The following is a 21637-nucleotide window of genomic DNA, read 5'->3' on the forward strand; positions in this document are numbered from 1 at the left end:
CTAGCGTATCGAATCAACGCAGATAATGCATTGGAGTAATCGCCGCGGCCGGCCTAACGTCGATCACATGAGCACACGCGAACGCCAGATCTCCACCACGGTCCTCGTCATCGGCACCGGAGGGTCGGGGTTGCGCGCCGCGATCGAGGTCGCGGAGAGCGGAGTCGACGTGCTGGCCGTCGGCAAGCGCCCTCGTCACGATGCGCACACCTCGCTCGCCGCAGGTGGCATCAACGCGGCCCTGGGCACCATGGACGCCGACGACAGCTGGCAGCAGCACGCCGCAGACACCATCAAGGAGAGCTATCTGCTGGCCGACCCGCACACGGTCGAGGTCGTCACCAAGGGAGCGGAGCGCGGTATCCGCGATCTCGAGCGATGGGGAATGGACTTCGCCCGAGAGAACGACGGCCGCATCTCGCAACGGTTCTTCGGCGCGCACACCTTCCGTCGCACCGCGTTCGCGGGCGACTACACCGGTCTGGAGATCCAGCGCACCCTGGTGCGCCGAGCGGAACAACTCGACGTGCCGATCCTCGACGGCGTCTACATCACACGCATCCTCGTGCGCGACAACACCGTCTTCGGTGCCTACGGCTTCGATCAGGCCGACGGCACCCGCTACCTCATCCACGCGGATGCCGTGATCCTCGCGGCCGGAGGTCACACCCGCATCTGGCGCCGAACCTCTTCGAGACGTGACGAGAACACCGGAGACGCGTTCCGCCTCGCCGTCGACGCCGGCGCCAGGCTGCGCGACCCCGAACTGGTGCAGTTCCATCCGTCGGGAATCATCGAGCCCGAGAGTGCGGCCGGCACCCTCGTGTCCGAGGCCGCGCGGGGCGAGGGCGGCATCCTGCGCAACGGCCTGGGGGAGCGCTTCATGGCGAAGTACGACCCCGATCGCATGGAGCTGTCCACCCGTGATCGCGTGGCGCTCGCGGCATACACCGAGATCAAGGAGGGTCGCGGAACCGAGAACGGCGGCGTCTGGCTCGACGTGTCGCATCTGCCGCGTGAGACGATCATGACCCGGCTGCCGCGGGTCCACCAGACGCTCCTCGAGCTGCAGATGCTCGACATCACCGCAGAACCGATCGAGATCGCGCCGACAGCGCACTACTCGATGGGCGGCGTTTGGGTGCGCCCCGAGGATCACAGCACCGACGTGCGCGGCCTGTATGCCGTCGGCGAGGCGTCGAGCGGTCTGCACGGTGCGAATCGCCTCGGCGGGAACTCGCTCATCGAGCTGCTGGTCTACGGGCGCATCGTCGCGAGAGCGGCCATGGCCCACGCGGCGAGCCTCGACGCGCAGCGCCGATCGGCGGATGCCGTGGCCGGGGCACGCGCCGAGATCGACGACCTGCTCGCGGCCGACGGGCATGAGAATGTGCGAGCGCTGCAGCGCGCGATCCGCAACACGATGACAGAGCACGCCGGGGTCGTCCGCGACGAGCAGGGACTGCGTGCGGGGCTCGCCGAGCTCGACCGCATCGAGCAGCGGATGGCCGATGTCGGCATCCATCCCGACATCGCCGGATTCCACGATCTGGCCCACGCCTTCGACCTCAAGGCGTCGGCGATCGCCGCCCGCGCCACGCTGGAGGCTGCGCTCGAGCGTCGCGAGAGCCGCGGATGCCACAATCGCAGCGACTTCCCCGAGACCGACCCGTCCCTGCAGGTCAACCTCGTGTGGTCGCCTTCGTCCGGCGTCACTCGTGAGCGCATCGCGGCCGTCCCCGAGGAGATCGCCGATCTCATGCGCGACGTGGACACGGCGGGGAAGCTGGTCGAGTAGGGCCGACTCCCCGGCGCGGACGTAGGCTGGAGACGTGACTGCGTACGTCTCGGCATTCCACCTGTTCTCCATCGGGGTGGGTCCATCGAGCTCCCATACGGTCGGGCCGATGCGCGCCGGGCTGGAATTCGCCGAGCGGCTGCGGGCCGAGAACCTCCTCGACGAGGTCGACCGGGTCACCTGCGACCTGTTCGGCTCGCTGGGTGCCACCGGTCTCGGCCACGGAACGCCCGATGCCGTCGTCGCCGGACTGCAGGGGCTGACACCGGAGGCGTGCGACCCGGACGAGGTGCGCCGGGCGTGGTCCGACTGGCCCGAGGGGCAGCGTCTCAACCTCGCCGGCGAGCGACCGGTCGCCTTCACGAAGGATGACATCTCGTTCATCCCGCGCACGCGCTTGCCCGGCCACCCGAACGCGATGACCCTGTACGCGTTCGCAGCCGACGGCTCCACGGTGCTCGAGCAGACCTACTACTCCGTGGGCGGCGGGTTCATCCGCCGTGAGGGAGAGCAGGCGCGGGTCACCGCTGCCGAGCAGCCCTTCCCGTATTCGGATGCCGCGTCGCTGCTGGCGCTGTGCGACGAGAACGGCCTGTCGATCGCCGAGGTCGCCAGGCTCAACGAGATGGCGGTGCGCAGCGAGGAAGAGGTCGCAGCCGGCCTCGATGCCATCTGGGATGCGATGAGTGCCTGCGTCGACGCCGGACTGCACGCGGAGGGAACCCTGCCCGGCATCCTCAAGGTCAAGCGCCGGGCGGCTGACATCCGCTCGCAGCTGGAGGCGTCGGAGGCTGAGGGGCACCGCGAGATTCCGGGGGAGTGGCTCGGCGCGTTCGCGCTCGCCGTCAACGAGGAGAACGCCGCCGGTGGAAGGGTCGTCACGGCGCCCACGAACGGTGCGGCCGGCATCCTTCCCGCGGTCGCCATGTACTGGTGGCGCTTCCTCGCCGATTCCGGTCTCGGCGCGGGCAACGCCGTCACGCCATACGGCGAGTTGGTCGGCAGCGCCCTCCTCGGATTCGGCGCCGACAAGGCGCTCGCGGCTGCCGAGGACGGCGCACTCGACGAGGGGCAGATGGCCGAGGCCAACCGTCGTCGCGGCATCCGCCGCTTCCTCCTCACCGCCACGGCACTCGGCTCACTGTTCAAGGCCAACGCGTCGATCTCGGGTGCGGAGGGCGGTTGCCAGGCCGAGGTCGGTTCGGCCTGCGCCATGGCGGCGGGCGGCCTCACGGCGGTGATGGGCGGAACGAACCGTCAGATCGAGAACGCCGCCGAGATCGCGATGGAGCACCATCTCGGTCTCACCTGCGACCCGATCGGCGGGCTCGTGCAGATCCCCTGCATCGAGCGCAACGCGATCGCGGCGTCGACCGCGGTCACCGCCGCGCGCCTCGCGCTTCGGGGTGACGGCGAGCACTACGTGTCGCTGGACGCCGTCGTCGAGACCATGCGTCAGACCGGCCTCGACATGTCGACGAAGTACAAGGAGACCAGCGAGGGCGGTCTCGCCGTGAACGTCATCGAGTGCTGAGTACGGACGTTCGAGACGTTCGCGGCGGGATGGGCGACGGCCGCTGAATCAGGTGCGGGTCGCGCGCTTCTTCGTGTGTCGGGTCGGCACCGCCCGCCAGGGATCCTCCGGCCACGGATGCTTCGGGTAGCGCCCGCGCATCTCAGCGCGCACCTGCGAGTACGGGCCCGACCAGAACGAGGCGAGGTCGTCGGTCACGGCAAGAGGGCGCCCGGCAGGGGAGAGCAGGTGGAACAGCACTGGCACCCGGCCGTGCACCAGGCGCGGCGTCTCTGCCCAGCCGAAGCACTCCTGAAGCTTCACGGCGACCACCGGTCGTGCCGTCGGCTCATCGATCGGCGGGTAGTCGATGCGGATGCGCGAGCCGCTCGGCACTTCGAGTCGTTCGGGCGCGAGAGTGTCGAGCTCTGCCGCCTCAGGCCAGGGCAGCACCCGGCGAAGGGCCGGCACGAGGTCGATCCGTGACGCCTGTGCGCCCTTGGCCAGGGCATCGAGCTCGGGGCCGAACCACGCGTCGAGACTCTCGAGCAGAGCCGCATCCGACACGTCCGGCCACGGCGAGCCCAACTCGCGATGCAGCAGCGTGAGTCGCCTGCGCAGGTCGTCGGCCGCATCCGACCAGATCAGCACATCGAGCCCGCGCAGCTGGATCGCACGCCGCACCGCATCGTGCCCTTCGCCCGTCGTGGCGCGGACGGGCACGGACGAGCGAACGATGGCACCCACGCGGTGCTCACGGCGGGCGGTCACCCGGCCGCCGGAGAACTCCGCCTCGATGCGGTCGGTGATCAGGTGGCGGGCCGCCAGTTCGACCTGTTGCTCGGTGAGCGTAGCGGCCGCCCGGATCACTGCCCCGGAGCCGGCGGCCACCCGACCCGGCGCGCGGGCGACATCTGCCACGGCAAGCCACTCGGCGCCCGCCAACGAGCCACGCACGCCTGCGCGCGTGCCCGAAGCCAGCAGAAACGTGGATCCATCGGACGAGCGATCAACGAGACGTGCGACCCGCTCCGGAAAGGCGAAGGCGACGACGAGCCCAGCGTCGTCGACGCCTCTGCCGGCACCGGCGTCGCCGTCACTCGCGGCGTACCGCTGGAGCCGCGTCGACTCGCGCGCCCATTGCCGCGCCTGCGGTCCCCGTCCGTTTCGCATGGCGACCAGGGCGCCCGCGATGTCGGCATCCGCGATCCTCACATCGCTCGCGAGCAGCGCGACCACCTCGGCCGCCAGCCGTGCTCCGACCACGGGTGCGCCGTCACGAAGGGCGCGCGCGAGACGAGGATCGGCGGGGATCCGCGCGAGTCCGCGTCCTTCCGTCGTCGCGCGTCCGTCGGAATCGATGGCGCCCAGGCCGCGCAGCACGGCCTGCGCGTCCGCGAGACTGTCGGCAGGCGGCCGGTCGATCATCCGCAGACCCTGGCCGCCCGGGGCACCCCAGCAGGCGAGCAGCAGCGCAGCATCGGTGAGGTCAGCCGTCGCGATCTCAGGTGCGGGGCGGGCGGGGGCGGCCGCGTAGGTGCGCTCATCGACGCACCGGATGACCGTGCCCGGGCCCTGGCGGGCGGCACGACCGGCGCGCTGCACCGACGACGATCGCGGCGCGCTCGTCGTCACCAGACCCGTCATCCCGCGCGCCGCATCGCGCTGCGGATGGCGGGAGAGGCAGCTGTCCACCACGAGACGCACGCCGGGAACCGTGAGCGAGGATTCCGCCAGGGAGGTGGTGACCACGATGCGGGGCGGCTCATGCACGCTGCGACCGCGGATGACCGCATCCTGCTCGGCCGCCGGCACCTGCCCGTGCAACTCGCGCACCTCGAACTCGCCACCGCTCTCGCGGAGGCGGCGAGCGACCTCCGACACCTCGCGGGCACCGGGGACGAACACGAGGACATCGGCTGAAGGGTCGTCGCGCACCAGCTCCCGCCCGGCGGATGCCGCCGTGCGGGCGACGTGCGCGAGGAAGTCGCGCGTCACGCCGCGCTCGTCGAGTCGAGGCGCCGCGCTCGGAGCCCACCGCTCGGTCAGCGGATGCGCCGGCACGTCGTGCGCGACGACGGGGGCGGACGTGTCATCGGCGCCGATCGCGGCCGCGATACGCTCTGCGTCGATCGTGGCTGACATCGCGACGAGGAGGAGGTCGTCGCGCAGCTGTCGGGTCTCGCTGAGCAGCCCGATGAGCAGGTCGGTCTCGAGTGCGCGCTCGTGCACTTCGTCGATCACGATGGCATCCACTCCGTCGAGCCCCGGGTCGTCGAGCATCCGGCGCAGCAGCACGCCTGCGGTGACGAACTCGACGCGCGTCGTCCGCGTCACGCTGCGCTCGCCGCGCACTGTGAACCCGACGCGGGAGCCGAGCGCCGAGCCGTCGAGGTGAGCGAGACGGCGAGCCGCCGCCCTCGCAGCGACCCGGCGCGGCTGGGTCACGACCACGCGGCCCGATGTGCGCGACGCGAGCATCGGCGGCACGAGCGTCGTCTTGCCCGTGCCTGGAGGTGCACTGACGACGGCCGAGGTGCTGCGCTCGAGAGCCGTATGCAGGTCGTCGAGTGCAGCGGCGAAGCTGAGGCCGTCGCCGATCCTTTCCAGATCGAACCTCCCGCTGCTCACCCGTCCAGCCTTCGTCGATGCCGACTGCAGGTCAACCGGGCAACGGCGCGTCGACGTCGGCGGCCCATTCGCGGATCGCCTTGCGCTCGGACTCGCCGCAGACGTACCCGTAGCCGATCTCGACGTCGCCTCGCGACAGGGACCACTCGTCGTGATAGGTGAGGGCGTAGCAGTCCGCCATCTTCTCCAGGTCGCCCTGGAACAGGCCCTGCTCCACCAGGCGGTCAGCATGCCCGTTCCGGTCCTCGAATCGGGTGCCATCCGCCCGCTGGTACACGTGGGCGAGCTCGTGCACGACCAGCATCCGCTTCTCCCAGTCGCTGGAGAACTCCTTCTCAGGCAGAAGACGGACCGTGAGCGAGTCCTCCTTGGTGACGCACGCCGACGTCCGCCAGCCCTCCTCATCCGAAGAGGGACAGGCGGATGCCGCATCCCAGCGGATGTCGATGAACCCTTCTCCGGCCTGGTCGACGATGTCTTCGGTGAGCGTGCCGCTGTTGTTGACGCGGCGCTTCTCGGCCTCGGCGATGCTCTGCTGCAGCTGCTCGCGCAGCTCGCGCGCCTGCTGGGCCAACGTCTCGGCCGAGAACGAGGTGAGCCCCTCGCTCGCCGCTCGCTCCTCGTAGCGGCGGAACACATCCTCATGGGTGACCAGCGGTGCCGCGGGGTTGCCGTCGAGTTGGGCGACCAGCTCGTAGTACGCCTCCCGCTCCGCTTCGAAGGCCCCCAGCGGATCGTCTCCCGCGCCGGGATCCGCGGGGACGGAGGTCTGGGTTCCGCCGCGTTGACGGTCGCCGTCGTCTGAGGAGAGCGCGGCTCCGAGTCCGCCGAGAAGCATGATGCCGATCACGACCAGGGCGACGAGCGCGAGGCAGCCGCAACCGGCGAACCACCAGCCGATGCCGCGGCGGCGGGCCGGCGCCGGTGCAGGCGAGGGCGTCGGCGATCCGATCCAGGGGGCCTGCGCGCCGTCCGGGTTCACCTGCGCGATCCAGTTCCGCAACTCGGGGTAGACACGAGGATGCGCCACGATGGCCGAGTGCAGATCCCACCGCCGGGCGGCGATGTCGGCGAGCACAGCGGGGGAGGTGCCGGGGTCGCGTACGGCCATCGAATCCGGGTCGCCCGCGCCCGGGTAGGGGTACGCGGCGTCAGACATTGAGCACCAGCACCGTGATCACGAGTGTCGCGATGACGAGGGCCAGCCCGCCGCCGCACCCGATGGCGACGATGGCGCCATAGCCCAGACGTGAGACACGGGCGCCAGAGGCGCGCATCGCGGTCAGGAACTCCTTGCCGCCACCGGCCGTGAATGAGTGCGCGGCGGCGGCCTGGTTCACGGTGCGTCCGACTCCGCTGGCGGCGCTCACGCCCCCGGCGTCGATCAGGTTGCCCGCGATTCCCATCCCGGTGAGGTTCAGTGCGCGGCCGACCGCGCCGGGGTCCGCGAGGATCGGGTAGCTCCGGCCGTGGACGTTCAGCGTGATGCGCTGCGCCGCCGATTTCGCGGTCACCTGGCTCGCGGGAGCGGTGAACTGCTGCATCCAGCCGTTCGGTGACGCGATCCACAGGGTGACCATGCCCTCGCTGACCACCGCTTGAGCCGCGCTCCAGCCCCTGGTCTCGGTGTCACCCCATGCTCCTGTGAAGACGGCATGCGGCAGAGGGGGCGGCGGCAACGTCATGATTCGAGTCTACGTACCGGATCGGTACGGACCCGCGCGGCAGATGCGAGAGGGCCGCCCCGCGGCTGCGGGGCGGCCCTTCTGCGACTCACTCTGCGGGGGCGGCCTGCACGGCAGGCGGAGGCGTGGTCGGCACCGGTTCGCGCTTCACGGGAGCTTCCTCGGTCGTGCTCGCGTCCGTGGTCTGCGAGAGGCCGGCGCCGAAGCCGCGGCCGATCGCCTGTCCCTGGATGATCGCGGCGAGGTCGAGACCGGTGGCGGCGCTGACGCTGTCGAACACCGAGCGCATGGCCCTGGCGCTGTCTCCTCCGACGACGCTGGAGGCGCCGTCCTCACCGGCGCTGCCGATGATCGAGACGTTGCCGATCGTCGAGTAGCCCTTGGCGAACTCGGCCATGATCGACGGCAGCACCTCGAGCACCCGCTGCGACAGGAACGCCTCCTGGTTCGAGGCGATCGCCTTGGCCTCCGCCTCGACGGCGGCGGCCCGCGCCTCACCTTCGGCGCGGATCGCCTCGGCCTCGGCGTTGGCGCGCAGCCGTCGGGCTTCGGCCTCGGCTTCCGCCTGTGCGCGGAGCGCGTTCGCCTCACCGGCGGCCTTGGCTTCTGCGGCGGCGGCCTCACCCGCCGCGCGGGCCTTGTCGGCCTCGGCCTGCTGCTCGGCGATGCGCGTGCGGGCCTCGGCCTGCTTGACCTGCTCGATTGCCGCGGCCTCGGCGGCCTTCTCGCGCGTGAAGAGCTCGGCCTGCGCGCGCGTCTCGGCCTCGTACCGCTGGGCGTCGGCGACGCGCTTGACGTCGGCATCGAGCTGGGCCTGCTTGTTCTCCGCCTGCTGCTGCAGCACGGCCTGCTCGGCCTGCGCGCGGGCCAGCTGCTCGGCCTGCTCGGCCTCGGCGCGGGCACGGCCGATACCGGCGTTCGCGTTGGCGGTGTTGGTGTCGAGCGCGGTCTGCTCGATCAGGTTCGCTTCCTGGTTGGCGATGTTCTTCTGGTTGATCGCACGGTCGGCGTTGGTCTGCGAGATCTCGGCCGCCTGGCGCTTGGCCTGGATCTCGGGTGCGCCGAGCGACTGGATGTACCCGACGGCGTCGGTGATGCCCTTGATCTGGAACGAATCGAGGATCAGACCCTGCTCGGCGAGCTCCTGCGACACGTCGGAGGCGATCTGGTCGGAGAACTTCTTGCGCTCGCGCATGAGCTCGACGACCGAGAGCGTCGCGACGATTCCGCGCAGCGCACCCTCGAGCTGCTCAGTGGTGAACTGCTCGATGGCCTTGTCCTGCGAGGCGAAGCGCTCGGCGGCGCGGCGCACGTACAGAGGATCGGAGCCGATCTTGACGATCGCGACGCCGTCGACGTTGAGGGTCACGCTGTCGAGCGACTGCGCCTCGGCGTTGAGCGAGACCTGACGCGAGCGCAGCGAGATGATCTCGTGCCGTTGCGTGATCGGGTTGACCAGCGACTTGCCGTTGACGATCACCGTGACGGGCGACTCGGCGAGCTCGGAGCTGGTGCTGCCGTCGGCGTTGATGATCGCTCGCTGCACCTTCTGCTTGCGTCCGGAGATGACGAGCGCTTCGTCGGCGCGAGCGACCTTGATCCAGCTGCGGGCGAACAGCATCAGGATGAGTGCGACGACGATGGCGGCGACGACGGCGATGCCGACGATGATCAGGATGCCGATGATTCCGGCGATCTCCATGGTGAGCCTTCCTTTCCCCTCGTAAGGCGTTCAGGTACACCCTGCCAGAAGACCGGCCGCTGCCGTCCGGCGATCCGGCGCCGCAGGATCACGGCGGTTCGAGGGGCGGTGCTGCCACTACCGCCGCAGCTTCTCCGTCAGACGGAGCAGGGCCGCCAGCTCGTCGTCGTCCAGCACCGACATGCGGCTGGCGATCGAGCGGCCATGGACGGCGGCCACGTTGCGAAACGCCCTCGCCCCGGCCTCTGTCGCCGTGACGACGGCGCCGCGACCGTCGTCGGGGTCGGCAGCCTTCGTCACCAGTCCGCGCAGCACCATGCGCTCCACCAGGCGAGAGACGCTGGGCTGGCTGGTGAGGGAGTTGGCGGTGATGTCGCGCAGACGCGCCGTCATGGCGGACCCGCGCACGACGGTGAGCAGCACGTCGTACTCGGCCTGCGTGATCTCAGCCCCGTCGAAGTCGGTGCTGATCTCTCCCAGCACCTGGTGCTGTGCACGGAACAGGCTCTCCCACGCGCGCAGGGCGAGCTGGCGATCGGTCATTCCCTCAGCGTACTGGCGGGTGCCGACACCCTGCACGAGCCGCAAGTAAGGGCCGGTCGGAGAGGCTTCCGGCCGGCCCTTGTCCCTTGCACCAAGAGTGTCCTGCAATCACATGCGGTGAGTGCCACAGCAAACATTCACCGTGCGATGACTCTATAACGGCCGGGTAACGAATGCAACGGTTTGGTCACGGAATTCTTCGGGGGTGACCGAACCGATCCGCGACGGGGCCATCGGCCCGCCGTAAAGATCGTCAGCGGCGTCTTACGCCGTACGGAACCGATTCACGGCCGCAATCGGTCGTCCGGACTCGCGGACAGCACTCGCTGTCGGCCGGCACGGGGCCTCTGCCGACTAGCGTGGCGGGATGAGTGTGCCTTTTCCCAGCCGCCTCGCGATCAACGAAGCGTTGGTGCAGGATCTCGTGCGAGAGCAGTTCCCACAGTGGGCGGCTCTGCCTGTGCGTGCAATCGCGGAAGCGGGGAACGATCACCGCATGTTCCGCCTCGGGGAGGCTCTGGTTGTTCGTCTCCCAGCGGCCGCTGCCTACGTTCCACAGGTGCGGAAGGAGCAGGAGTGGTTGCCGAGGCTCGCGCCGCAGCTGTCTCAGCCGATCCCGAGCGTCGTTGGTCGTGGACGTCCGAACGAGACTTTCCCGGCGCCGTGGTCGATCTACAGCTGGATCGAAGGTCGCCGGCCCGACCCTGCCCACCTGAGCGGCGACACCGCGCTGGCTGTCGATCTCGCGTTGTTCCTGACCTCGTTGCGCCGAGCGGATGCTACGGATGGTCCGGCGCCCGGCCAGCACAGCGCCTACCGCGGTGCGCCTGTGACGCACTGGGACGACGAGGTGCAAAGTCGATTCGCATTGCTCGACGTGCGGGAACGAGACCGCGCCGCCGCGCTCTGGCGCAGCGCAACGTCGACGCCGGAGGGCGAAGCGTCAGTGTGGGTTCACGGCGACGTCGCGATCAACAACTTGGTCGTTGACCGCCGAGGGGCGCTCTCAGCCATGATCGACTTCGGCTGCTCCGCCGTCGGCGACCCTGCATGCGACACCGTGATCTATTGGACCCAGTTCCGCGGACCAGCGCGACGCGCATTCCGATCCACGCTCGACCTCGACGATGCAACATGGGCGCGCGGGGCGGGATGGGCGCTCTGGAAAGGCCTCATCATGCTGACGAACACCGCGCCTGGCCAAGCGGCTTTCGCTCGTCGCGTGCTGGACGAAGTACTGGGGCTGGATCAGTGACGGCAGCGCGTCGAGCAGTTCTAACCGTTCGCGCAGACCTGACCCCGAGCCCCGCATCAGTGGATCCCGGTGTCGGCCGGGAGCGGTGCGGGCTGGCGATATCACGACCGCGGCAGTGAGGCCAGGGGATCGCGGTACGCGGCGGCGGCGACCACGCTTCGGATCATGTCCAACAGTGAGCGCGAACCAGATCCGATGACCGACGAGCAGAAGCGCCGAGACCAGTTGCTGCGTGCCGAGCATTCCACCGAGGCTGACGCCGCACCGCGTATCGAGGTGTCGGAGCACGACGGGAACGTGCGCATCGATATCGCCGACACAGCGGCGGTGCGCCCGGGGCCGGGCCCCGGTGTTGAAGGAGCGGACGGGTCGTAGGGACGCATGTCCGCGGATCGCTCGCCGCGTCGGCGATCACCATCGCGCAGACGGATCGAGAGCGTGACAGTGGCCGGCCCCAGCGTGCTCCCCTCTCAGCGTCAGCCCTCGATTACACCCGCACCGCGGCCGCGATGCGCTGTGCGGCCTCCGCGGGGGTGAGCCGAGTCGTGTCGACGACCTCGGCCGCATTCCGCAGCCAAGTCTCGTACGCCTCCGCATACGGCTCCAGGTACCTCATCCGAAACGTCGAGTGACCCAGCACGGTGTCGTTCTCGATGCGGCTGCGAAGCGCGTCCTGATCGGCGTGGAGCACGAAGTGGCGCACGGCGATGGAGTGCGCCGCGAGGCCGTCACTGATCTCCTGCCAGTACGGCTCGACGAGCACGGTCATCGGAACCACGAGCGTGCCACCGGTGTACTCGAGCACGCGGCGGGCCGTATCGACCACGAGCGGCCGCCAGGGTGGCCAGTGCTGGAAGTTGTCGGTCTCAGGCAGGCCGGGCGAGATGTCCATCAGCGTCTCGCCGACCTTCTCGGCGTCGAACACCCGCGAACCCGGGATCAATGCCTGCACGAGTGCGCTGGTCGTGGTTTTGCCCGCGCCGTGGGTGCCGTTGAGCCAGACGATCACGACGCGAGGATAGCCGCCGAACCGGCGATCTTCCTGATGCGTCGTCACAGGCCTGCGTCGCGGCAGCGTGTGGAACCGCGGCCGAACGCCGCGCGACCCTGCCGATACGCTGAGCGCGTGCCTGACCTCCTCGCCGACGATCGATCGATTCGACAGGCTGAGTGGAAGACGCGCACACACGATCGCGCGCCGGGCCTCGAAGAGGCTCTGCGCGCGGCAGGCTTCGCCCCTGACGAGCCGGAGTCGGTGATGTTGGGGGCCGCCTCGGCGCTCATAGGCACCGAGCCGCCGGCGGGCGTGACGGTGCGGCAGCTCACCCATCCCGAGGACATCCGCGCAGCGCTCGACATGCAGGATTCGGTGTTCGGCGGAACGCCGAGGGCCGAGCGGATGCTGTCGGCGATCCTCGAGCAGCGGGCCAGGGAAGAGCCGGTCGAGGTGTGGGCGGCTGAAGTCGACGGGCGCATCGTCAGCGCCGGCCGGATAGACCTGGTCCCCGGTACGGAGTTCGCAGGGATCTGGGGTGGCGCCACTCTCGCCGACTACCGGGGACGCGGTATCTACCGTGCACTGACTTCCGCGCGTGTCCGGTCGGCGATGTCGCGCGGGGTGCGGTGGATTCACTCGGATTCGACGGAAGACTCACGACCGATCCTGGAGCGTGCGGGGCTCGTCAAGGTCACCGAGACCGTGCCGTGGATGTGGCAACGGGCGTGACCGGCGCGGCACCGAGCCGGCGCCACGTTGTCCGCGTCACGGCGCAGGGCTGACACCGCCTGCGACAGAGGCTGAGCCGACGGCGCGCAGGGTCTTGTTCGCGGCCACGACGACGGTTGCGACGAGAGCGACGACGGCGCCGCACAAGAATGCCGGGCCGGTGGTGGTGAACCCGATCAGTATGCCGATGAGCGGCGTGACCACGAGCTGTGGCGCTCGCTGCGCCAGGATGAGGACGCTCTGGAAGCGGGAGAGCATCGATGCGGGGGCGAGGCGGACGTAGGTGGGGAAGACATGCGCGGTGAAGATCACGACACCGAACCCGATGATGCCGGTGCCGCCTGCCGCGGACGTCCAGGACGGAGAGACTGCGAGGGCGGCGAGCCCGCAGGCGACGAGGACGGGGCCGATCGCGATCCCACGCCACGCCCTTGCGCTTGTTCCGCGCCAAGAGAACCATGCGCCGGCGAGCAGACCTCCGGCGATCCAGCCCGCCTCGATGAGGCCCGCCTCGGCCGCCGTCCATCCGCGTTCGCGAGCCACGAGGGGGATGCCGACGACCATCGACGGGATCACTGCTCCTGCAACAAGCGCGACGCAGGCCAGTAGCGCCGGTGCGCCTCTGGTCTCGCCGGCCGTGGCGATTCCACGGAGGATGCCGCGGACGGACACCGCCTCCATCGCGGGGCTTGAGGCGATCGGAGGGCGGACGGCGAGCAGCACCATGACCATGCAGATGCACCCGACCACGTCGATCCAGGCGACACCGCTCAGAGCGATGACGCCGACCAGAATTCCTCCGAGCGGAGGTGCGATCGCGCCCGCGACCTGGCTCGCCATTCCGACGCGCGCCATCGCGGCTCCCAACTCTGCATCGACCACGAACATCCGCGGGAACACGCCCACGGCCGGCCGGTGGAACGCCGAGACGGTTCCGATCGCCGCCGCAGCCACCACCAGCGCCACCGGTGACATCGGTCGCACAGTGACGGTGAGCGCAAGCACGGCGCTGATCGACATGAATGCGCACGTGCAGACGATCATCACCCGCCGGGGGCCGAAGCGATCCGCGACGGCACCTCCGAGCAGGCCGAACAGCACGGACGGCGCCACGGTGAGAGTCAGCACGGCCGACACGAGGGCCGGCCCGTGCCCGGACGCGACCCAGGCCAGCGAGAACGCGAGAACACCGGAGCCGAGATCAGCGCCGACCGTCGCGACGACCCAGGCGTTGAAGCCCCTCGGCATCCGCTGGTTCATCTCGATTGCGGCATCGCCAGCGCGACGAAGTCCGGCTGGCTCGGCGCCCGCCAGACGACGGCCGCGCCGGGTTCGTCGACGTCGCAGCTGAGCGCGGGACCGACCGCCGCCTCGGCGATTCGGGTCAGTGTCGCCGCGGAGAGCTCCAGCGAGACGGCGCGACCGTCTGCGGAGCCCGCGGCGACACCCGCATCCGAGTGCAAGCGTGCCTCTCCTTCCGACGCGATGAGTGAGAGGCTCCCGGTCGAACGCGAGACTCGCAGGACTTCGGTGCGTGGAAAGACGATCCTCGTCGGCGCACCTGACCGGTCCTGCAGGAGCGCGTGGACGCTGGGGAGCAGATCCCGCTCGCGCTCGAGCTCACGGCGGTGCCCCGCGTCATCGCAGAAGTGAGCGTGCATGGTCTTGCGACCGTTCCGGCCGATCGGGGATTCGACGACGAGGTCGACCCGCCGCCTGCTTCGAAGCCAGGCGGCTACCGATCCCGGCGTGAAGCTCACCCTCGCCGGCGGACCTGACACGCGCCTGGAGACGGCCAGGCGTGCGAGGAGCAGATAGCGGTCCGTGGCGACGACCGCAGCCTCCCCATCGGTGATGTCCATGAGGACGCTGTGAAATCCGTCGATGCCGCTCGCGGCCGTCACCTGCTCGATGGCGTTCGCGAGGACGGCACCGTCGAAACCGGCGGTCGTGCGATGCACAGGGTTGTTCTCGACGCGCGCTCGCAGGCTGAGCTTGAGGTCCGCGACCAACGCCGTAGCGGCTGATTGCCGTTCCGCGGCATCCGTGAGCCAGGCGTCCAGCAGACGCTCGGCCTCGGCGGCGTCGCCGTCGAGGATGGCGCCGATCTTGCCGAGGCCGAGCCCGGCGTCCCGCAGCCGGCGGATCCAGATGGCGCGACGTTGCTGATCCGGGGCGTAGTAGCGATAGCCGGTGCGTCCATCGATCTCCGTGGGAATCAGGAGCCCGGATTCGCCGTACTGACGCAGTGCGCTCGCGCTCAGGCCGACAGCTTGCGCGAACGCGCCGATCGGCAGCAGGGTTCGCGGCGCCGCGACCGGCAGGGGCACCTCTTCGCGCTCGCGTGGCCGGGTCATGGGACCATCATCGACTTTCACCCGGGCTGAAGGTCAACAGGTCGCCCCGCCGACGCGCGCTCACCTGGCGATTCTCAGGTGAGTTCGTCGACCAGCTTCTCGATGCGGGAACGGATCTCGTCGCGGATCGGGCGCACGGCGTCGATGCCCTGACCGGCCGGATCGTCGAGCTTCCAGTCCTCGTAGCGCTTGCCGGGGAAGAACGGGCAGGCGTCACCGCAGCCCATGGTGATCACCACGTCCGACGCCTGCACGGCCTCGGTTGTCAGCACCTTGGGCTGTTCGGCCGTGATGTCGATGCCGATCTCGCGCATCGCCTCGACGGCGACGGGGTTGATCTGCTCTGCGGGCATGGATCCGGCCGACCGGACCTCGATGTGGTCTCCCGCGATGTCGCGCAGGAAACCGGCGGCCATCTGAGAGCGGCCGGCGTTGTGCACGCAGACGAAGAGGACGGACGGCTTCGATGAGACGGTGGTCATGCTGGCTCCTGGAGGACGGAGGGGGGTCAGGGGAGGAGTTCGTCGACGAGAGTGCGCACGCGCCCCGCGATGTCATCGCGGATGGCTTCGACACCCGCTGTGGACGCGAGCGCAGGATCACCGACCGCCCAGTCGTCGTATCGCACGCCGGGGATGATCGGGCACACGTCACCGCATCCCATCGTGATGACCACGTCGGCGGCGCGGACCGCGTCGTCGGTGAGCGGTTTCGGGAACCGCTCGGCTGCGGCCTCGCCCTCGATCTCTGCGAGAAGCGCGCGGACGTGCGGATCGATGACGTCACCCGGGTTCGAGCCCGCAGAGCGAGCGACGATCCGGCCGCCACCCAGCTGATTGACGAGTGCCGCAGCGAGCTGTGACCGCCCGGCGTTGGCGACGCACACGAACAGCACCTGAGGCGCCGACACGTCCCTGTCGCGGGTGAGGTCGGCCAGGCGCTGGCGGGCGAAGCGTTCGGTGAGCGGTACGAGCGCTCCGGTCACCTTGGCGGTGCGCGCGAGGGCCGTGTAGGACTCGCGGACGATGCTCAGCACGGTTTCCTGTTCGAGCTCGGGAGTCTCAGACGCGAGTTCCTGCCCGAGTCTGGTGATCCTGGCGTCGAAATCAGGGCGCGCAGGCGGCTCGCCAGCTCCGGCGCGCCACCCGAGACTCGCCGGCGCGAAAGAGTCGAGCAGCGCGATGACGGCGCCGCGGTGGCTCGGATTGATGCGGTACCAGACCCAGGTGCCTCGTCGTTCCGACGTCAGCACTTCGACATCCTTGAGCACCTTCAGGTGATGCGAGACGGTCGGCTGAGAGACGTCGGCGAGCTCGGCGAGGTCGCAGACGCACGACTCGCCGCGCGGATCGGAGGCGATGGCGGAGAGCATCCGCAGCCGCAGCGGGTCCGACAGCGCCTTCAGGGTCGCGGCCACCGACGAGGCCGCTTCCTGTCCGATGGCGTGCAGGGCGGCGGGGCTGCAGACGCTGCCCTCGGCTGTCAGCGTGAGGTTCACAGTTTCGCCCCCTCTGCGGCGAACGGGTCGGTGTGGAACCAGGCGCGAGCGGCCCACAGCGAGACGTAGACGAGACCGACGAGCACGGGGACCTCGATGAGCGGGCCAACGACGCCGGCGAGAGCCTGGCCGGATGCGGCACCGAATGTGCCGATCGCGACCGCGATCGCGAGTTCGAAGTTGTTCCCCGCCGCGGTGAACGCCAGCGTCGAGGATCGGGCGTAGTCCAGCCCGAGTGACTTCCCGGTGAGAAGGCCTGCAAACCACATGATCGCGAAGTAGGCCAGGAGCGGCAGTGCGATGCGCGCGACGTCCCAGGGGCGGGAGGTCACCTGCTCGCCCTGCAGTGCGAAGAGCAGCACGATGGTGAACAGCAGCCCGTACAGCGCCCACGGACCCACCCGCGGAAGGAACCGCTGCTCGTACCAGCCGCGCCCTCTGCGGCGTTCTCCGACGAAGCGGGAGGTGAAGCCGGCGACGAGAGGGATGCCGAGGAAGATCAGCACGTTCAACGCGATCTGCCCGACCGAGATCTCGAGACCCTGGGTGTCGAAGCCGAGCCAACCGGGAAGCACTGTGAGATAGAACCAACCCAGGAGTGAGAATGCGATCACCTGGAACACCGAGTTGATGGCGACCAGCACGGCGGCGGCTTCACGATCGCCGCAGGCCAGATCGTTCCAGATGACGACCATGGCGATGCATCGCGCCAACCCGACGATGATGAGTCCCGTGCGGTACTCCGGCAGGTCCGGGAGGAACGCCCAGGCGAGTGTGAACATCAGCGCCGGTCCGACCAGCCAGTTCAGCAGCAGCGACGAAACGAGCAGTCTTCTGTCTCCTGTGACCGCGGCGACCCTGTCGTAGCGCACCTTGGCGAGCACCGGATACATCATCACGAGCAGTCCGAGTGCGATCGGAATCGAGATACCGCCGATCTCGAGGCGCGCGAGTAGCTCGGAGAGGCCTGGAAGAAAGCGGCCGAGCGCGATGCCGCCGACCATGGCGAGACCGATCCATACCGGCAGCCAACGGTCGAGAGTCGACAGTCGACGCGTGTCGACGGCGCCCTTCCCGGCGGTCGACTTGGTCGCCTTGGTCACGGTAGGTGCGGTGCTCATGCGGGTTCCTCAAGTGGCGGTGGTTCTGGCGTTGATTAGATTCCCATCTATATTGACAGATCTCGAATCAGCGTCGGGCCCGCGGCGGCGGAATTCACCCGGCGTTAATGTCCCACGTGCGGGATATGGTCGCCGAATGAGCTCGTTCGCCACTGTCAGAACTCCGGTGGGCGTGATCGGAGTGGCCGGCGACGGCGAGGCGATCACACGCGTCACCTGGCCCAGTGGTCGCCTGTCCGTCGACGCCGAACCGGCAGACCCGCTGCTCGGCGAGGCGCTCGCGCAGCTGCGCGCCTACTTCGCAGGCCGCCTGACGGTCTTCGACATGCCGATCGATCTCGGCACGCAGGGCGAGGCGAGTCGCGCGGTGCTCAACGCCCTCCACGCGACGGTGGCGCACGGCGAGACCGTGACGTATGGCGAACTCGCCCGACGCAGCGGCACGACGGTGCCTGCGCGCGCCATCGGTTCGATCATGGGCGCGAATCCGATCCCCATCATCGTGCCCTGCCACCGCGTCGTCGCAAGCGACGGGCTCGGCGGCTACTCGGGTGGGCCGCCGGGAGAGGGTCTGCTCACCAAGCGCTGGCTGCTCGAGCACGAGGGCTTCCTCCCGGCCGCCATGTTCTGACGCCAGGTGGGTCAGCGGAAATCGACCAGCCCTGCGCGCGCCGCGACCACGAGTATCTGCACGCGATCGCGCACGCCCCATTTGGACATGACCCGGCCGAGGTGCGCCTTCACGGTTCCCTCCGACACGATCAGCGATCGCGCGATCTCGCCGTTCGACATGCCCTGGGCGAGGCGCTGGACGACCTGCTCCTCACGGTCTGTCAAAGGCTCGAGCTCACCGGCGTCGGCCGGCGGTTCGCCGTCGCGAACGTGCTTGATGAGCATGGACGCGATCCTCGGGGAGAGTGAACTCGCGCCATCGTGGACCGCGTGGATCCCCGCGATGATGGCGTCCGCGCTGGAGTCCTTCAGCAGGTAGCCGGACGCCCCGGCGCCCAGCATCGGAAGGACGGTCTCGCTGCCTTCGAGCGTCGTCACGGCGAGCACGCGAACCTCCGGCCAGCGGGTGGAGATCGCCCTGGTGGCCTGGATGCCGTCCATCCCGGGCATCTGCACATCCATCATCACGACGTCGGGACGGTCGTGTTCGGTCATGGCGAGTGCTTGGCCGCCATCCTCGGCCTGGCCGATGACTTCGATGACCGGATCGCGTGCGACGAAATGCGCGAGAGCGGTCCGCACCAGCGGGTCGTCATCGACGATGAGCACGCGGATCTCCGGCATGCAGCCAGCCTAGCTCCGGCCCTGGTGTGCGGTGCCGGTTCTGCGGTGTAGACCTTTGGCCAGCGAAGTCTGAACTCGTGTCAGATGCGTTGCGAGGCGTTTGCCGAGAAGCTCTAGAGCATCTGAACAAACGAACCGGCGAAGGGGGTGACTAACATGACCTTTTGGCAGCAGTTGTGCATCCTTCTCGGCATCTATCGCTAGCGTACTGGCGTATTGGAGATAGCGGAACATGTCGTCGATCCGGTCAGGTCGCGGTGAACGTGTTTCGCTTTGGCTCAGCAGAGGCGAGCGGCTGAGTCGCCCGGAGAGCGTCGTCATCCTCGTCATCGTGGCGGGCGTCGCCGCTGTGGACGTGTTCGGAGCGTTCTCCTCGCCCCGAGGCGACATCCTCGCCTCCCTCCTCAGCATCGGGGCGACCGCGGCGTTCGCCCTGTATCTCTGGACGCCCCTGGTCGCCACGGCCGTGCTCGGAGCGATGCTGGCAGTCTCGTTCCTCACCGGCTCGGAGAGCCAGGTCCTCCTGGCGTTCGCGGTCGCAGCCGCACTGGTGCTGCGGCTCGGGTGGACCTTACTCGTTTTCGCCTACCTGGCCGTGTTCCTCGTCGCCGCGAGCATCATCGCCTACGGGGGGCTGAGCGTCCCCGTCAACGTCGGCATCTACCTCATCGTCGCCACCGTGGCCGGGGCCATCGGCTTCGCTCTGCGTGCCGCCTTCGCCCGAGGTCGTCGTCTCGAACACGAACTGGCCGAGAAGGCGCAGCAGGAGCGGGAAGCGGTGCTCGCCGAAAGGCGATGGATCGCCGGTGAACTGCATGACAGCATCGCGCACCATCTCACAGTGGTGTCGATGCATGCGCAGCTGCTCGATGACGAGCAGGCGGCGCCTGCCTCGCAGGAGGCCATCCGCAGCGCTGCACGAAAGGCCATGGCGGACCTTCGGTTCGTGATCGAGCTCGCCGACGAGGGGCGCGCTTCCGAGGGCATGCATGTCGGCGATCTCGCGGAAGCCGTGAGTGAAGCGCGCGTTGAGCTCGAGGCGGCCGGTCATGAGGTCCAGTGCGAGGGGCCACTGCGCGACGAGCGGCTGGCTCGCGCCGCCGAGATCATCCTCGCCCGGGTCGTGCGCGAGTCCGTCACCAACGTGCTGAAGTACGCCGGCCCCGGCACCGTCGCCATCGACCTGCAGCTGGACGAGGCCGTCGCCCGGCTGATCATCGACAGCCCCCTGCCCGCAGCCCCCCGGCGTGACGTGCCCTCCAGTCGTACGGGGCTCGGCCGGATGGCGGAGCGCGTGGTCGGTGCGAGTGGCGAGTTCAGCGCAGGCGAGGTCGACGGCCGGTGGCGCGTCGCAGCTCGTCTGCCCATCGTGTGATCAGGGTCGGGATGGACGCACGGCGGCATCCCGTGCGAGGCAGGCGCCGAAGCGCAGAGGGGGACGAAAGTCCACCGAACTATGGACTTGCGACCCTATAGGGCCTGTACTGCACTCGGTATTTTGATGAGTGCGCGGAGCATCCCCAGTGCTCTGAGTGCGGAGCATCCCCAGTGCTCTGACCCGCGCGTCCCCAACGCGCGACGATCGCGAGCGTGAGTATCGGCGAGCATCCCGGCCACGCTCGCGATCGGGGTCTCGGCGCGCCGCTGGTCATTCGATCCGGCCCCCTCGCAGGTGAACCCCGCCGCCGTCCGCCGTCTCCATCGCCGGCATGACGAACGCCTCGAACGTACGCGCCCGAGCCGGCCCGGCTTCACGCGCGGCGACCGTCCATCTTCTAAAAGCGATAAGTATTGACTTTAGAGATCGAGGGGTCTCTACTGGAAGTGAGCACGAGGAGGACCGCATGACGCTCACTTCCATCGCGGATCGGACCCACGACCAGACGTTCGGGCTCGCGACGCCTGCGGCGGCGTCGCCGGATCGCGTGCGGATCGAGGCTGCCCCGCGGGCGGTCGATCTCGCAGCCGCCGAGCACGCCGGCCGGCTGTTCCTGGCGGCCCTCGGCATCGATCCGGATGCAGCCGACGCACCCGACCTCGCCCGAACCCCATACCGGTTCGCCGCGGCATACGCCGAGCTGCTCAACCCGCAGCCGTTCGACTTCACCACCTTCGCGAACCGCGAGGGGTACGACGAGATGGTGCTGGTGCGCGATATCCCTGTGCACTCTCTCTGCGAGCACCATCTGCTGCCGTTCAGCGGCGTCGCCCACGTGGTGTATCTCCCTGCGGATCGCGTGGTCGGGCTCTCGAAGATCCCGCGCATGGTCGATCACTACGCGCGTCGCCCTCAGACACAGGAGCGGCTGACCGTGCAGATCGCCGACGCTCTCGCAGCCCGGCTGCAGCCACGTGGTGTCGGCGTCATCGTCGAGGCTGCCCACAGCTGCATGACACTGCGCGGAGCACGCGCCGGCGATGCGATCACCAAGACCTCCGCCGTGCGGGGAACACTGCGCGACGACGCCCGGTCACGCGCCGAGTTCTTCGCGCTCGTCGCCGAACGCTGAGT

The 21637-nt window shown here is 69.2% G+C and carries 20 protein-coding genes; 8 read left to right on the top strand and 12 right to left on the bottom strand.

Annotation, left to right across the window (positions count from 1 at the left end):
- Positions 1 to 67 precede the first annotated feature (67 nt).
- Both RIN43_RS03495 and RIN43_RS03500 read left to right on the top strand, forming a co-directional pair.
- Positions 68 to 1798, top strand: coding sequence for an FAD-dependent oxidoreductase (locus tag RIN43_RS03495; protein WP_309127490.1), 1731 nt, complete (start codon positions 68 to 70; stop codon positions 1796 to 1798).
- Between the two features lie 34 nt (positions 1799 to 1832).
- The gene (locus tag RIN43_RS03500) at positions 1833 to 3332 is read left to right on the top strand and encodes an L-serine ammonia-lyase, iron-sulfur-dependent, subunit alpha (RefSeq protein WP_309127491.1); all 1500 of its coding nucleotides are present in this window, start codon (positions 1833 to 1835) and stop codon (positions 3330 to 3332) included.
- A 48-nt stretch (positions 3333 to 3380) separates the two neighbouring features.
- On the opposite strand, the gene hrpB is transcribed toward RIN43_RS03500, so the two are convergent.
- From hrpB to RIN43_RS03525, 5 genes are all read right to left on the bottom strand, one after another.
- Positions 3381 to 5942 carry an ATP-dependent helicase HrpB gene (gene hrpB / locus RIN43_RS03505; RefSeq protein ID WP_309127492.1) on the bottom strand — a complete coding sequence of 854 codons (2562 nt, stop codon included), beginning with the start codon at positions 5940 to 5942 and terminating at the stop codon, positions 3381 to 3383.
- A 31-nt stretch (positions 5943 to 5973) separates the two neighbouring features.
- Positions 5974 to 7101, bottom strand: a complete 1128-nt coding sequence (locus RIN43_RS03510; RefSeq protein ID WP_309127493.1) for a hypothetical protein — start codon at positions 7099 to 7101, stop codon at positions 5974 to 5976.
- Positions 7094 to 7627: a hypothetical protein gene (locus RIN43_RS03515; RefSeq protein ID WP_309127494.1), complete on the bottom strand. Its 534-nt coding sequence runs from the start codon at positions 7625 to 7627 to the stop codon at positions 7094 to 7096. Before RIN43_RS03515 ends, RIN43_RS03510 begins: the two co-directional genes overlap by 8 nt.
- An 88-nt stretch (positions 7628 to 7715) precedes the next feature.
- On the bottom strand, positions 7716 to 9329 hold the full coding sequence (locus RIN43_RS03520; protein ID WP_309127495.1) for an SPFH domain-containing protein: 1614 nt from the start codon (positions 9327 to 9329) through the stop codon (positions 7716 to 7718).
- Between the two features lie 117 nt (positions 9330 to 9446).
- Complete coding sequence (locus tag RIN43_RS03525) at positions 9447 to 9872, bottom strand: MarR family winged helix-turn-helix transcriptional regulator (RefSeq protein WP_309127496.1); 426 nt, start codon at positions 9870 to 9872, stop codon at positions 9447 to 9449.
- Positions 9873 to 10239: 367 nt separating this feature from the next.
- Between RIN43_RS03525 and RIN43_RS03530 the strand changes: the two genes are divergently transcribed.
- Positions 10240 to 11127, top strand: coding sequence for an aminoglycoside phosphotransferase family protein (locus RIN43_RS03530; protein WP_309127497.1), 888 nt, complete (start codon positions 10240 to 10242; stop codon positions 11125 to 11127).
- A gap of 165 nt (positions 11128 to 11292) precedes the next feature.
- Positions 11293 to 11502 (top strand): multidrug transporter, encoded by a 210-nt coding sequence (locus RIN43_RS03535; protein ID WP_309127498.1) that lies wholly within the window; start codon positions 11293 to 11295, stop codon positions 11500 to 11502.
- Positions 11503 to 11614: 112 nt separating this feature from the next.
- Here RIN43_RS03535 and RIN43_RS03540 read toward each other — a convergent pair whose 3' ends face one another.
- Positions 11615 to 12136, bottom strand: a complete 522-nt coding sequence (locus tag RIN43_RS03540; RefSeq protein WP_309127499.1) for an ATP-binding protein — start codon at positions 12134 to 12136, stop codon at positions 11615 to 11617.
- A 117-nt stretch (positions 12137 to 12253) separates the two neighbouring features.
- Here RIN43_RS03540 and RIN43_RS03545 point away from each other — a divergent pair, with 117 nt between their 5' ends.
- Positions 12254 to 12853, top strand: coding sequence for a GNAT family N-acetyltransferase (locus tag RIN43_RS03545; RefSeq protein WP_309127500.1), 600 nt, complete (start codon positions 12254 to 12256; stop codon positions 12851 to 12853).
- Between the two features lie 36 nt (positions 12854 to 12889).
- On the opposite strand, the gene RIN43_RS03550 is transcribed toward RIN43_RS03545, so the two are convergent.
- The 5 genes from RIN43_RS03550 to arsB form a co-directional block, all read right to left on the bottom strand.
- Complete coding sequence (locus RIN43_RS03550; protein ID WP_309127501.1) at positions 12890 to 14101, bottom strand: MFS transporter; 1212 nt, start codon at positions 14099 to 14101, stop codon at positions 12890 to 12892.
- An 8-nt stretch (positions 14102 to 14109) separates the two neighbouring features.
- Positions 14110 to 15210, bottom strand: a complete 1101-nt coding sequence (locus tag RIN43_RS03555) for a MerR family transcriptional regulator (protein WP_309127502.1) — start codon at positions 15208 to 15210, stop codon at positions 14110 to 14112.
- Between the two features lie 74 nt (positions 15211 to 15284).
- On the bottom strand, positions 15285 to 15692 hold the full coding sequence (locus tag RIN43_RS03560) for an arsenate reductase ArsC (RefSeq protein WP_309127503.1): 408 nt from the start codon (positions 15690 to 15692) through the stop codon (positions 15285 to 15287).
- 26 nt (positions 15693 to 15718) lie between these two features.
- Positions 15719 to 16708 carry a metalloregulator ArsR/SmtB family transcription factor gene (locus tag RIN43_RS03565; RefSeq protein ID WP_309127504.1) on the bottom strand — a complete coding sequence of 330 codons (990 nt, stop codon included), beginning with the start codon at positions 16706 to 16708 and terminating at the stop codon, positions 15719 to 15721.
- Positions 16705 to 17829 carry an ACR3 family arsenite efflux transporter gene (gene arsB / locus RIN43_RS03570; protein ID WP_309127505.1) on the bottom strand — a complete coding sequence of 375 codons (1125 nt, stop codon included), beginning with the start codon at positions 17827 to 17829 and terminating at the stop codon, positions 16705 to 16707. The genes RIN43_RS03565 and arsB overlap by 4 nt, the downstream gene beginning before the upstream one ends.
- Before the next feature lie 136 nt (positions 17830 to 17965).
- Between arsB and RIN43_RS03575 the strand changes: the two genes are divergently transcribed.
- The gene (locus RIN43_RS03575) at positions 17966 to 18460 is read left to right on the top strand and encodes a methylated-DNA--[protein]-cysteine S-methyltransferase (protein WP_309127506.1); all 495 of its coding nucleotides are present in this window, start codon (positions 17966 to 17968) and stop codon (positions 18458 to 18460) included.
- Between the two features lie 11 nt (positions 18461 to 18471).
- Here the strand turns inward: RIN43_RS03575 and RIN43_RS03580 are convergent, their stop codons facing one another.
- Positions 18472 to 19125, bottom strand: a complete 654-nt coding sequence (locus RIN43_RS03580) for a response regulator transcription factor (protein ID WP_309127507.1) — start codon at positions 19123 to 19125, stop codon at positions 18472 to 18474.
- Positions 19126 to 19456: 331 nt separating this feature from the next.
- Between RIN43_RS03580 and RIN43_RS03585 the strand changes: the two genes are divergently transcribed.
- Together RIN43_RS03585 and folE are read left to right on the top strand one after the other, a co-directional pair.
- A complete protein-coding gene (locus RIN43_RS03585) occupies positions 19457 to 20500 on the top strand; it encodes a histidine kinase (protein ID WP_309127508.1) in 1044 nt (347 codons plus the stop codon).
- A gap of 469 nt (positions 20501 to 20969) precedes the next feature.
- The gene (gene folE, locus RIN43_RS03590; RefSeq protein ID WP_309127509.1) at positions 20970 to 21635 is read left to right on the top strand and encodes a GTP cyclohydrolase I; all 666 of its coding nucleotides are present in this window, start codon (positions 20970 to 20972) and stop codon (positions 21633 to 21635) included.
- Positions 21636 to 21637: the final 2 nt, after the last annotated feature.

The sequence above is a fragment of the Microbacterium sp. genome (genome assembly GCF_031178445.1).
Classification (GTDB): Bacteria; Actinomycetota; Actinomycetes; order Actinomycetales; family Microbacteriaceae; genus Microbacterium.

What these genes read in the sequence shown, in the direction of transcription:
- RIN43_RS03555 (WP_309127502.1), bottom strand. Translation starts at nt 15,210, where the DNA reads ATGACCCGGCCACGCGAGCGCGAAGAGGTGCCCCTGCCGGTCGCGGCG.
- RIN43_RS03550 (WP_309127501.1), bottom strand. Translation starts at nt 14,101, where the DNA reads ATGCCGAGGGGCTTCAACGCCTGGGTCGTCGCGACGGTCGGCGCTGAT.
- RIN43_RS03580 (WP_309127507.1), bottom strand. Translation starts at nt 19,125, where the DNA reads ATGCCGGAGATCCGCGTGCTCATCGTCGATGACGACCCGCTGGTGCGG.
- RIN43_RS03495 (WP_309127490.1), top strand. Translation starts at nt 68, where the DNA reads ATGAGCACACGCGAACGCCAGATCTCCACCACGGTCCTCGTCATCGGC.
- RIN43_RS03525 (WP_309127496.1), bottom strand. Translation starts at nt 9,872, where the DNA reads ATGACCGATCGCCAGCTCGCCCTGCGCGCGTGGGAGAGCCTGTTCCGT.
- RIN43_RS03510 (WP_309127493.1), bottom strand. Translation starts at nt 7,101, where the DNA reads ATGTCTGACGCCGCGTACCCCTACCCGGGCGCGGGCGACCCGGATTCG.
- RIN43_RS03575 (WP_309127506.1), top strand. Translation starts at nt 17,966, where the DNA reads ATGAGCTCGTTCGCCACTGTCAGAACTCCGGTGGGCGTGATCGGAGTG.
- RIN43_RS03520 (WP_309127495.1), bottom strand. Translation starts at nt 9,329, where the DNA reads ATGGAGATCGCCGGAATCATCGGCATCCTGATCATCGTCGGCATCGCC.
- RIN43_RS03515 (WP_309127494.1), bottom strand. Translation starts at nt 7,627, where the DNA reads ATGACGTTGCCGCCGCCCCCTCTGCCGCATGCCGTCTTCACAGGAGCA.
- arsB (WP_309127505.1), bottom strand. Translation starts at nt 17,829, where the DNA reads ATGAGCACCGCACCTACCGTGACCAAGGCGACCAAGTCGACCGCCGGG.
- RIN43_RS03530 (WP_309127497.1), top strand. Translation starts at nt 10,240, where the DNA reads ATGAGTGTGCCTTTTCCCAGCCGCCTCGCGATCAACGAAGCGTTGGTG.
- folE (WP_309127509.1), top strand. Translation starts at nt 20,970, where the DNA reads ATGACGCTCACTTCCATCGCGGATCGGACCCACGACCAGACGTTCGGG.
- RIN43_RS03560 (WP_309127503.1), bottom strand. Translation starts at nt 15,692, where the DNA reads ATGACCACCGTCTCATCGAAGCCGTCCGTCCTCTTCGTCTGCGTGCAC.
- RIN43_RS03535 (WP_309127498.1), top strand. Translation starts at nt 11,293, where the DNA reads ATGTCCAACAGTGAGCGCGAACCAGATCCGATGACCGACGAGCAGAAG.